At 73.7% G+C, this 12592-nt stretch carries 4 protein-coding genes and 1 pseudogene; 3 read left to right on the plus strand and 2 right to left on the minus strand.

The features are described 5' to 3' along the window. The first annotated feature begins 696 nt into the window (after window positions 1-696). Together B056_RS37985 and B056_RS0125895 are read left to right on the plus strand one after the other, a co-directional pair. Entirely contained in the window at window positions 697-2247 is a 1551-nt protein-coding gene (locus tag B056_RS37985) for a class I adenylate-forming enzyme family protein (RefSeq protein ID WP_018504765.1), read from the plus strand. Continuing rightward, the gene (locus tag B056_RS0125895) at window positions 2244-3236 is read left to right on the plus strand and encodes an ACP S-malonyltransferase (protein WP_018504766.1); all 993 of its coding nucleotides are present in this window, start codon (window positions 2244-2246) and stop codon (window positions 3234-3236) included. Before B056_RS37985 ends, B056_RS0125895 begins: the two co-directional genes overlap by 4 nt. Before the next feature lie 85 nt (window positions 3237-3321). Here B056_RS0125895 and B056_RS0125900 read toward each other — a convergent pair whose 3' ends face one another. Continuing rightward, window positions 3322-5010 (minus strand): flavin monoamine oxidase family protein, encoded by a 1689-nt coding sequence (locus B056_RS0125900; RefSeq protein WP_018504767.1) that lies wholly within the window; start codon window positions 5008-5010, stop codon window positions 3322-3324. After that, window positions 5007-5846 carry a carbon-nitrogen hydrolase family protein gene (locus B056_RS0125905; RefSeq protein ID WP_018504768.1) on the minus strand — a complete coding sequence of 280 codons (840 nt, stop codon included), beginning with the start codon at window positions 5844-5846 and terminating at the stop codon, window positions 5007-5009. The genes B056_RS0125900 and B056_RS0125905 overlap by 4 nt, the downstream gene beginning before the upstream one ends. Window positions 5847-6275: 429 nt before the next feature. On the opposite strand from B056_RS0125905, the pseudogene B056_RS37990 reads away from it, so the two are divergent. After that, a pseudogene (locus B056_RS37990) lies at window positions 6276-12592 on the plus strand (type I polyketide synthase); the annotation flags it as partial.

A 12592-nucleotide genomic window follows, 5' to 3' on the forward strand; every position in this document is an offset into this window, starting at 1 on the left:
ACACTCTGTGATGAATTTGATCTTCTTTTTGGGCTTTCGGGTCGGCTAGCTGCTGCTTCATCTGTTGTTCTTTTTGGGTTTGCTGACTGTGTGTGACCCTCGGTGGTGGCTGTACAGGGCCAGTCGCGGCAGGTCCCGGTCTTGTCTGTGCACCTCGCCACGTTTGTCCCAGCGCCGGTCATCGGGGCGTGAGCATGATGGCCCGGCCCATGTCCGGGCCACGTCCGGGGGAGTTCGTCCGTCGTGTGGACGTGCCAGCCGAAGTCCCGCCGCCGTTCGGTGGGTCGTTCCGCTGTCCGTCCGGTGCTCCGAGGTCCCGTGGAGCCCGTCCGGTACCAAATTGATCGGGCCCGGTAGGGGCAGCGGTCAGCTCGGAGGGTGTCCTATCCTCCGAGGCGGTGGCGCGGCGGTGATGATGCCGCGGGGCGGGCGCGTTGGCGGGCCCTCGGCGCGGGATGCGACATCGGTCTCACCAGCCGCAACCGGTTGAGATCCGGGCGTCGGGCGCGTCGCGCCCGGTGGCATAGGGGCGGCTCAGGGGTTGGCCGGTTGTTGCGGAGATCAATACTCTCCGACCGGTGGACCGGCCATTTGCGGCGGCCGGCTCTCGGCTTCCAGCGGGAACGGTGCCAACAGCGGGAACGGTGCCGGCGCACAGCGCGCACCGCGGCATTCGGGAAGGACTGGACTGCTCCGATGACCGCCACGATTTTTGCCGCCGACTCCGCGCGGAGCCTGGACGACGTCGAACGCACCGCGATTGCCGTCGCGGGCGTTCTGAACGGACGCGGAGTGTCGGCCGGCACCCGGGTCCTGCTCAAAGCCGGAAACTCGGCCGGCTATGTGACCGCGCTTTTCGCCCTGATGCACGCCGGCGCGTCCATCGTGTTGGTCGACCAGCAGGAGGTGGCCGCGGAGACCAACCGCATCTGCCAGGTGGCCGGGGTGGCGCTCGCCGTCGTGGACGACGACGCGGTGGCGCCCGACACGACCCCGACGGCCTTCATCTACGAGCTCCTCGCCGCGGCCGCGGGGGCGGGCGACCGGACCGACTCACGTGGGGACCTCGACGTTGACCAGCGCGGGGACGACCGCGACGGTGCGGGGCAGGGGGCGTCCCGGCTGCGGCTCGAGACCTGGCTCGCTCTGCCAGACGGTCTGATCATGTGGTCCTCCGGCTCGACCGGCACCCCCAAGGGGGTGGTCAAGACCGGCGCCCGGTTCATCAGGAACCTGGAGCGCAACGCCGTGCACATGGGACACCGTCGCGACGACGTCCTGCTGCCCCTGCTGCCCTTCTCCCACCAGTACGGACTGTCCATGGTGCTCATCGCCTGGATCGTGCGCTGTTCACTGGTGATCGCGCCGTACCGCCGGGTCGACCGGGCACTGCGGATGGCCGGCCAGACCGGGGCCACGGTCATCGACGCGACGCCCGCCACCTACCGCACCATCTGGAACCTCGTGAACCGCCGGCCGGCGTCGATGGCGGACCTGACCGCCGTGCGGATGTTCTGCAGCGGTGCCGCACCGCTCGGCCCGAGCCTGGTCGCCCAGTACGTCGAGCTCTTCGGTCAGCCGCTGCTGGACAGCTATGGCAGCACCGAGCTCGGGAACATCACCTTCGCCACCCTGGACAACCCCGGCGGCACCGGTCGCCCGGTCGCCGGCATCGGGGTGCGCGTCGTCGACGAGGCGGACAACCGGCTGGGCGCCGGCGAGCTCGGCGAGATCGTCGTGGACTCGCCGGACATGATGGAGGGCTACCTGGAGCCGGACGGGACGGTGGCGCCGGCGCGACGCGGCTGGCGGCGCACCGGGGACCTCGGCCACCTCGACGAACAGGGCAACCTCTTCGTCCACGGACGCAAGCTCGCGGTACACCGGCTGGGCCACACGCTGCACCCGGAGGTCATCGAGTCGCGGCTCGCCGCGCTCGGCTGCACCACGAAGATCATCGCTTTGCCGGACAGCCGGCGGGGCTGCTCCCTGGTGTTCTTCGTCGAGGACGAGACCGGGAGTCCCGCCGCCCGCTGGCGGGAGCGGATCTGCGCGGCGCTGCCCGCCTACGAGCAGCCGAACCGGGTCGTGGTCATCGACCGGTTCCCGCTCAACCGCAACGGCAAGCCCGACCGGCACGAGCTGCAGCGCATGGCCGCCGAGCCCGGCCCACAACCGGACACCACCGAACCGGCGGATCTCGCCGGTCTGGTGGACGTCGCCGACCCCGCGGCAGTCGACGCGTGACCGCCGCCGTCGTCTTCCCGGCGCTCGCGCCGGTACGCCGCCGCGAGCTGGGGAAGTTCCTGCTGGTCGACCCGCTCGGCCGGCGCCGGCTGGCCGAGGCCGATGACGTCCTCGGCTACCGGCTCGCCGACGCCCTCGCCGACGCGGAAGCCGCGACCGCGACCGCCACTGCCGCTGCCGCCTCGGACTCGGCCGCCGCCGCTGCCTCGGCCGCGGCCGCGGAGGAGCTGACCGACGCCGAGCAGCTCGCGTTCGCGGTCGCCTGCGTCGCGCTCGCGGACCGCGCCGAACAGGAAGGGCTCAACCCGGCCTACTGCGTCGGCCCCAGCTTCGGCGAGCGGGCCGCCCTCGCGTACACCGGGGTGCTGCCCTTCACCGACATGATCCGGCTGGTGAGCGAGATCGCCCGGGTGGAACGGGAGTACTTCGCCGTCGAGCACCGTGACGTCGTGACCCACTCGTTCGTCCGCGTTCCCGGCCAGCGGCTCACCGCGCTGCTGGCCGATCTCGGCGAGCGCGACGAGTGGTACGAGGTCTCCGGCTACCTCGACCCGGACTTCCACCTGGTCTCGCTGCGCGAGCGCGCCCTGGCTGGCTTCCGGGCGGCGATCAGCGACGTCGGCGGCTACTCGATGCACACCATGCGCCCGCCCGCGCACGCCGCCGCGTTCGCCGGCCTGCGCGAACGGATGGCCACCGAGGTCTACGCCCGCTTCGAGCTGACGGAACCGCGGATCCCGGTCGTGTCCTACCAGACCGGCAGCCTGCTCGAAGACCCGTCGGCGCTGCGGGCCGACCTGCTCGACGGTCTGGTCCGGCCGATCCGCTGGCTGGACACCGTCCGGTCACTGAGCGAGCTGGGCGTCACCGAGCTGTGCGTCACCGGACCGGACAACCTCTACCACCGGCTGCGGTCCTCCCGGGACGCCTTCCAGACCACCTTGGTCGACCACCGCCGCATCCTGCGACGCCCGCGCCCGCGCCGATAACCACCGCGGCGAACCACCACGAGCGCCACCGCGCCGGACCCGCCCGCGCTACTTCCATCCGCGAGCGGGCCCGGCCGGTGGGCTGTCAGTAGGGCAGTTCGATCGGGGCGATCGCGGGGAAGGCGTCACCCGGGCCCGGGTTGGCGGCCGGGGTCCGGCCGCCCAGATGGTGCAGGACACCCCAGACCGCGTTCAGGCCGGTCGTCACCGCGCCCTCGGCGAAGCCACCCGTCCAGGAGATGTCGTCGCCGGCGAGGAAGACGCCACGCTGGTGCTCGGGCAGCCCGGCCTGGACGAAGTGGCTGAACAGCCGGCGTTGGTAGCGGTAGTGCCCCGGCAGGTTCGCCTTGAAGGCCCCCATGAAACGCGGATCGGTCTCCCAGGTCACGGTCACCGGGTCGGCGATGATCCGATTCCGGATCTCCAGCTCTGGATAGATGCGGTCGAGGCCGCGCAGCATCATCGCCAGACGTTCCTCCGCCGGAAGGGCGGCGACCTTCAGCGAGTCGTCGTTCCAGGTGTACGACAGGCAGATCACACCGGGCTGGTCGGGACCGTCGTCGAACAGGTAGACGCTGCGCGGGGCGCGGTCGGTGAGGGTCATGCCCATCACGGGCCGTCCGGTGGCGGGATCGACCTCCCGCCAGAACGGTCGGTCCGTCAACGCGAACACCTTCGACGCGCCCATGTAGTGGGTGCGCTCCACGGCCGTCCACACGTCGGTCGGCAGCAGGGACTCGTCGCAGTCGATCGTGGAGAGCAGCAGCCGGACCTGTGGGGTCAGCACCACCGCGGCGAAGGTGTCGGCGCCGGACGCCGTCTCCACCCGGATCCCGTCCGCGGCTCGGGCCAGCCGGGTGACCGCCGGCCGCGGTCCGCCCGGGTGCAGCGCGGCGAGCGAGGTGCCGGCGGGCCAGTACGCCGCCCGGTCCGGCACCCGCCGCCACAGCCGCGTCGGGAGGAGCTGACAGCCGCCGACGATGCTGACATGCCGATCGTCGGCGCCGGTGTAGACCACCCGGAGGATCTCCAGCATGGAGTTCGGGAAGTCGGTGTCCCAGCCGCCGGTGCCGAAGCCGACCTGGCCGAAGATCTCCCGGTGCCGGAACGACGCGAACGCCGGCGCGGCGGCGAGGAACCCGTAGAACGACTCGTCGTCCAGCTCGCGGACCAGCCGGTTCCAGATCGACTTGATGGTGGCGGTGTCCCGGCGGCGGATCGCGTTGTCCATCGCCGACAGGTCCGCGCCCTCCTGCAGCGTCTTGCTCCAGGCCTCCCAGACCTCCTGGTAGACGTCCGGCAGGTCGGTCATGGTGCGGGCCCAGTGCCGGGCCCCGTTGAGGTCGATGAGCGTGCCGGCGGTCGGCTCGGCCAGCGGGTTCGGGAACGGCCGGGTGCCCAGGCCGACCAGGTCGACATAGTGGAACAGGGTGGTCGCCGAGGGCGGGAAGCGCATCGCGCCCAGCTCGGCGACCGCGTCCGGGTGGCCGGGGAAGCCGACGGACCGCATCCGGCCGCCGAGCTGCTCGGCCTCGAACACCACCGGCCGCAGCCCGAGCCTCATCAGCTCGTAGGCGGCGACCAGGCCCGAGATCCCGCCGCCGATGACGGCCACCGGTGTTCCGTGGCGGGTGGACGGCAGCGCGCCCAGCCCGGCGGGATGGCTCAGCCACCGGTCGTAGGCGAACGGGAAGTCGGGGCCGAACATCGTCACCGGACCGGGTCCGGTCCGGTCCGGCCGCTCCCCGCGGCGGTCAACCGTCGGGGTGGTCATGCCGGACCGGTCAGGTCGCCGTAGAGCTCGGGGCGCCGGTCGCCCAGATACGGGGTGAGCCGCCGGGCGGCGGCCAGCGCCGCCGGGTCGACGTCGGCGACGAGCAGAGCCTCCCCGTCCGCCTTCCCGTCCCCGGTCGTGGGGGGCGTGGCCGCCGGGGCCGGCTCGCTGGCGGCGATCACCAGGCCGTCCGGCCCGACCACCCGGCTCAGGCCGCAGTAGCCGTCGGGCGCGGTGCCGACCCAGTTCGTGTACGCGATGAAGAGCTGGCTTTCGAAGGCACGGGCCGCGACGAGCGTGCGGGCGACCAGCTCCCACGGCCGGGACAGCGCGGTCGGCACGGCGAGCAGCTCGGTGCCGCGCAGCGCGTGTGCCCGGACGATCTCGGGGAACTCGACGTCGTAGCAGATCAGCAGGCCGACGGTGACGCCGCCGACCCGCGCCTGGACCACCGGCCGATCCCCGGGGAGGAAGGTCGCGGTGTCGAAGTCGCCGTACAGATGGGTCTTGCGGTAGTGCGCGGCGACCTCGCCGTGGGCGTCGATCAGTTGGACGGCGTTGTAGACCCCGCCGCCGGCGGCCTCGGGCCAGCCGTAGACGACGGCCAGACCCGCGGACGCGGCCAGTCGGCTCATCGTCTCGCGCAGCGGGCCGTCGGCCGGTTCCGCCAGGTCGGTGGTGCGCGCCCGGCCGAGGTGGTAGCCGACGGCGGACAGCTCCGGTGTGACGAGAAGATCAGCGCCCTCGCCGGCGGCCTTCGCCGCCGCGTCGCGCAGCCGCGCCACCAGGCCGCGCTCGGCCGGGCGCTGCCCGGCCTGCCAGCAGGCAACCCGCATCGCGTCGCTTTCTCTGCGTAAAAGGGTCGGGGAGATGCCGGCGGTGAACGGAAAGGAAACACGCGCACGGCGAGCCGCCGAGATGGGTGGATGCCCATGGGAATTACCGGTCCTTTGTGGCGTCCGGGCAACCCCTAGGCGACCCTAGCCGCCCCTATCCCGGCCGATTGAGCTGGAAGAACGGCCCGCCTTCGACGTGGTGTGGGTAGGATCGTCAGGGCACATCCGGCGCGGCCACGGCCACCCGAGGCAACCGCCGCCGGAAGAGCCTGGCTCCGAATTAGATTTCGCTGCCACAGCATTCTTTTTCCGACACCCCCGGCCCTTTTAGGGGCCGGCTAGGGGTGTGGTGGAAGTGTCGGCAAAGCTAGCCTTCGCCGATAGCGTCGGGTGTTTGCTGACATCTTCGCAAGAACTGTGGGGCGTGACATGGCGATTTCGTCCGGGGATTCGGTGTCGGCCGGGGGTTCCGCGGCGGCCGGGAATTCCGCGTCCGAACCGCGGGGTGACGCGGGTACACCGGTCGGTGAACCCGGGCTGCGGCACCGGCTCGCCAGGCTGGCCGCCGCCGACCGGCATCGGCTCCTCGTCGATCTGGTCACCGGGCTGGCGGCCGGCGCTCTGCGACGCTCGGCGGGCGGTTCCGGCGGCTCGGGCGCACCCGGCGACCCGGCTGACTCGGGCGCTCCAGCCGCCCCGGTCGGCACCGGCGACCCGGTCGATCCGCTCGACCCGACGGGGACGTTCTTCGAGTCCGGCTTCGACTCCCTGACGGCGGTCGAACTGCACAGCCGGCTCAAGGCGGCTACCGGGCTCGCGCTGCCGGTCACGCTCGTCTTCGACCATCCGACACCGGTGGCGCTCGCCCGGCACCTCGAGGCCGAGCTGCTCGACCTCGCACCGGAGGCCGTGGCCGGTGAGCTGCCGCCGCCGCCGCACGACGAGCCGATCGCCATCGTCGGCATGGCCTGCCGCTTCCCCGGCGAGGTCGCCTCACCGGAGGACCTGTGGCGGCTGCTGACGTCCGGTGCGGACGTGATCGGCGAGTTCCCCGCCGACCGTGGCTGGGACCTCGACGCGCTCTACCACCCCGACCCCGACCAGCCCGGCACCAGCTACGCCCGGCGCGGCGGCTTCCTCTACAACGCGGACCGGTTCGACGCCGACTTCTTCGGCGTCAACCCGCGCGAGGCGCTCGCCATGGACGCCCAGCAGCGCCTCGTCCTGGAGACGTCCTGGGAGGCGTTCGAACGGGCCGGCATCGACCCCACCGGCCTGCGCGACGAGCGCGTCGGGGTGTTCGTCGGCGCCGAGACCCAGGAGTACGGCCCGCGCATCGCCGACGCCACCGACGGGCTGGAGGGGTACCTGCTGACCGGCAACGCGGCCAGCGTCGCCTCCGGCCGGGTCGCCTACACCTTCGGCTTCCAGGGCCCGGCGCTGACCGTCGACACCGCCTGCTCCTCGTCGCTGGTCGCGCTGCACCTCGCCGCCCAGGCGCTGCGCCAGGGCGAGTGCACGATGGCCCTCGCCGGCGGTGTCGCGGTGATGGCCAGTCCCGCCTCGTTCATCGCCTTCAGCCGCCAGCGGGGCATGGCACCGGACGGCCGCAGCAAGCCCTTCTCCGCCGCCGCGGACGGCACCGGCTGGTCCGAGGGCGCCGGCATGCTCCTCGTCGAGCGGCTCTCCGACGCCCGCCGGCTCGGCCATCGGGTCCTGGCGGTGATCCGCGGCAGCGCCGTCAACCAGGACGGCGCCAGCAACGGCCTGACCGCCCCGAACGGCCTCGCCCAGCAGCGGGTCATCCGGCACGCCCTCGCCGCGGCCCGCCTCGCCCCCGACGAGGTCGACGCGCTGGAGGCACACGGCACCGGCACCACCCTCGGCGACCCGATCGAGGCGAACGCGGTCCTGGCCACCTACGGGCGGGGACGGCCGTCCGACGCCCCGCTGTGGCTCGGCTCGCTGAAGTCGAACATCGGCCACACCCAGGCCGCGGCCGGTGTCGGCGGGGTCATCAAGATGGTGCTGGCGATGCGGCACGGGGTGCTGCCCGCCACGCTGCACGTCGGCGAGCCCACCCCGCACGTCGACTGGAGCTCCGGGACCGTCCGGCTGGTGACCGAGACCGCCCCCTGGCCGGCGCGGGACCGGCCGCGCCGGGCCGCCGTGTCGTCGTTCGGCATGAGCGGAACGAACGTCCACCTTCTCCTCGAAGGCGTCGACGTCACCGAGACCACCGACAGCGCGCCGGGCGCTGTCCCGCCGGGCGCCGCGTCGCCGGTCGTCCCGCTGGTCGTTTCGGGGGCCAGCCCGGACGCGCTGCGCGGGCAGGCCGCCAACCTGCTGACCCGGTTGTCGCTCGGTGACGCGACCCCCGCCGACCTCGGGCTGTCGCTGGCCACCACCCGCGCCCGGTTCGGGCACCGGGCGGTCGTCCTCGGCGCCGACGCGGGCGGGTTGCACGCCGGACTCGCGGCGCTCGCCGGCGGCGACCCGTCGCCCGCGGTCGTCCGGGGCGTCGCCGGCGCCGGGCGGCTGGCCGTCCTGTTCACCGGTCAGGGCTCGCAGCGGCTCGCGATGGGACGGCGGCTCGCCGAGGCGTTCCCCGTGTTCGCCGACGCGCTCGACGAGGTCTGCTGGCACCTGGACCACCAGCTCGACCGTCCACTGCGCACGGTGCTGGCCGACGGGCCGGAGCTGCTGGACCGCACCGAGTACGCCCAGCCCGCGATCTTCGCGGTCGAGGTCGCGCTGCTCGCGCTCCTGCGGTCGTGGGGAGTCACCCCGGAGGTCGTCGCCGGCCACTCGATCGGCGAGGTCACCGCCGCCCACGCCGCCGGCGTGCTGGACCTCTCCGACGCGGCGGCGCTGGTCGGCGCGCGCGGCCGACTCATGCAGGAGCTGCCCGCCGGCGGATCGATGCTCGCGGTGCAGGCCGGCGAGGCCGACCTCGCCGACCTGCTCGACGCCACCGACATACCCGGGGTCGCTGATCTGCCCGAGGTCGATGGCGGGCGCGGGGCGGCCGATCTGCGCGGGGCCGGTGTCGACCTGGCCGCTGTCAACGGGCCGGCGGCCGTGGTGCTCTCCGGGCCTTCCGAGGCCATCGCGGTGGCCTCGGCGGAGGCGGCCCGCCGTGGCTGGCGGACTGCCCGGCTGCGTACCAGCCACGCGTTCCACTCGCGCCTGATGGAGCCCATGCTCGCCGACTTCCGGCGGCTGCTGCGCTTCCTGGACTTCGCCGAGCCCACCCTGCCCGCGGTCTCCACGGTGACCGGCCGGCCCGTCGAGCCCGGCCAGTGGTCCGATCCGGAGTACTGGGTGCGGCAGGTCCGCGAGCCGGTGCGGTTCGCGGCCGCGGTCGGCAGCCTCACCGCGCTCGGCGTGACCCGCTTCGTGGAGGCCGGCCCCGACGGCGTGCTCACGGCGATGGTCCGCGACTGCCTGCCGGCCCCGGCCGACACCGCGTCCTCGACTGGCGTCGGTACCTCGACTGGTACCGGGGCGGTCTGCGTACCGATGCTGCGCCGGGACAGGGACGAGGTGTCGAGCGCGCTCACCTCCGTCGCCGACGTCTTCGTGCATGGCGGCCACGTCGACTGGCCCGCGCTGTTCGCGGGTACCGGGGCGCGGCGGCTGCTGGACCTGCCGACCTACGCGTTCCAGCGGCAACGGTACTGGCTGCCGTCCACCCCCGCGGGACGTCCGACGGGCACCGACCCGACCGGCGAGTCCGGATTCTGGGAGTCGGTCGAACGGGCGGACCTGCCCGGCCTGGCCGACCGGCTCGGCGTCGAGCGCGCATCGCTGGCCGAGGTACTCCCGGCGCTGGGATCCTGGTGGGCCCGCCGCCGGCTGGTCGCCTCGACGCGCTCCTGGCGGTACCGGGTGCGCTGGCAGCCGCTGACCGACCCGGGCCCCGCCGCCCTCACCGGCACCTGGCTGCTGGTCGGGGAGTCGCCCGAGCTGGCCGCGGTGCTGACCGCGGCCGGCGCCGCCGTCGTGCCACTGCCGGGCGGCCTCGACCGGGCGGCGCTGAGCTCCGCGCTCACCGCGCTGTCCACGCCGGTCGCTCCGCCGGGCACGGCGGGCCCGATCGCCGGGGTCGTCGCGTTCGGTGACGGTCTGCCCGCCGACACGCTGTCAGTGGTGCAGGCCCTGGGCGACGTGGGCGTCACCGCGCCGCTGTGGCTGGTGACCCGCGGCGGCGTCCGCACCGCCAGCTCGGACGGGCCGGCCGACGTCACCCAGGCGCAGGTCTGGGGCCTCGGCCGGGTAGTCGGCCTGGAGCATCCCGAGCGGTGGGGCGGCCTGCTCGACCTGCCGGCCACCCTCGACCGGCGGGCGGGTGCGCGGGTGACCGCCGTCCTCGCCGGTCTTCCCGGCGGGGAGGATCAGGCCGCGGTCCGCGACAACGGCATCCTGGTCCGCCGACTCGTCCCGGCACCGGAGGGCACCGGCGAGGTGTGGCGTCCACGTGGCACCGTGCTGATCACGGGGGGTACCGGCGGCCTCGGCGGCGAGGTGGCCCGATGGGCCGCCGCGGCCGGGGCGGAGCGCCTGGTGCTGGTCAGCCGCCGCGGTGCCGCCGCGCCCGGGGCCGCCGCTCTGGTCGCCGAGCTGTCCGGCGCCGGCGCCGGCGCCCTGCCCGGAACCGGCGTCGGTCTCGGCGCCGGCGTCGGCGTCGAGGCGCGGGCCTGTGACGTCGCGGACCGCGACGCGCTGGCCGAGCTGCTCACCGCTGTGGGCCCGGTGAACGCGGTCGTCCACGCCGCCGGGGTGGCCGAGGACGCCCCGCTCATGACGGCCGACGCCGACCATCTGCTGCGGGTCGTGTCCGGCAAGGTCGCCGGGGCGCTGCATCTCGACGACCTCCTGGGCGACGCGCCGCTGGACGCCTTCGTCGTGTTCTCCTCGATCGCCGGGGTGTGGGGCAGTGCCAACCAGGCCGCCTACGCCGCCGGCAACGCCGCCCTGGACGCGCTGATCGAACGCCGCCGCGCGGCCGGCCGTCCCGGGACCGCCCTCGCCTGGGGGCCCTGGGACCGGATCGGCATGGCGGCCGACCCCGCCGAGCAGGCCCATCTGCGCCGGGCGGGCCTCGTCGCCATGGACCCCGAGCACGCCCTCGCCGCGCTCGCGCAGGCGGTCGGCGCCGACGAGGGTCTGCTCACCGTCGCCGACGTCGCATGGGACCGGTTCCTGCCGGTCTTCGCCGCGGCCCGGCCCCGGCCGCTGCTGGCCGACATCCCGCAGGTGCGCGCCGCCGCCGGGCCGGTGGACGAGCGCGCCGTCGTCGTGTCGTCGTTCGCCCAGCGGCTGGCGGCCCTGCCCGCCGGGGACCGGGAGCGGCTCGTCGGCGAGGTGGTGCACACCCACGTCGCCGCCGTGCTGGGCCACGCCTCGACCGACGCGGTGGACGCCGGTCGGGCGTTCAAGGAGCTGGGCTTCGACTCACTCACCGCGGTCGAGCTGCGCAACCGGCTGACCACGGCGACCGGGCTCCCGCTGCCGGCGACACTGATCTTCGACTATCCCTCGACCGAACAGCTCGCCCGATACGTGCTGGAACGGCTCTCCGGCGCGCTCGCCGGATCGGCGCCCGTGCCGCCGGGCCCGGCCGCCGCGACCGCCGTCACCGACGATCCCGTCGTGATCGTGGGGATGGCCTGCCGGTTCCCCGGCGGGGTCGAGACGCCCGAGCAGCTCTGGGACCTGGTACTGGGCGGCGGGGACGCGATCGGGGCCTTCCCCACCGACCGGGGCTGGGACCTCGACGCGCTGTTCGATCCCGACCCGGATCACGTGGGCACGACGTACGCGCGGGAGGGCGGGTTCGTCTACGACGCGGCGGAGTTCGACGCGGCGCTGTTCGGGATCAGCCCGCGTGAGGCGTTGGCGATGGATCCGCAGCAGCGGTTGTTGTTGGAGACGTCCTGGGAGGCGTTCGAACGGGCCGGTGTCGACCCGCTGTCGCTGCGCGGGTCGCGGATCGGGGTGTTCGCCGGGTCGAACGGCCACGACTACGCCGCCGATCGGCAGACGGTTCCCGCCGACCTCGAGGGCTACCTGGGCACCGGCACCGCCGGCAGCGTGGTGTCCGGTCGGCTGGCGTACACGTTCGGGTTGGAGGGGCCGGCGGTCACGGTGGACACGGCGTGCTCGTCGTCGTTGGTCGCCTTGCATCTCGCAGCCCAGTCGCTGCGCCAGGGCGAATGCACGATGGCGCTCGTCGGCGGAGTCACGATCATGGCGACCCCCGACGCGTTCATCGACTTCTCCCGCCAGCGCGGCCTGTCCCCGGACGGCCGCTGCCGGTCGTTCGCCGCGGCGGCCGACGGCACAGCCTGGGGTGAAGGCGCCGGCATGCTGCTGGTCACGCGGCTGTCGCACGCGCTGGCCGCGGGTTGCCCGGTGTTGGCGGTGGTGCGGGGTAGTGCGGTGAATCAGGATGGTGCGTCGAATGGTTTGACGGCGCCGAATGGTCCGTCGCAGCAGCGGGTGATCCGCCAGGCGTTGGCGGGTGCGGGTCTGTCCGCGTCCGAGGTGGATGTGGTGGAGGCGCATGGGACGGGCACGACGTTGGGTGATCCGATCGAGGCGCAGGCGTTGCTGGCGACCTACGGTCAGGGTCGTCCGGAGGATCGTCCTCTGTGGTTGGGGTCGGTCAAGTCGAACATCGGCCATACCCAGGCCGCCGCGGGTGTGGCTGGGATCATGAAGATGGTGCTGGCGATGCGGCA

Source organism: Parafrankia discariae (assembly GCF_000373365.1).
Lineage (GTDB): Bacteria > Actinomycetota > Actinomycetes > Frankiales > Frankiaceae > Parafrankia > Parafrankia discariae.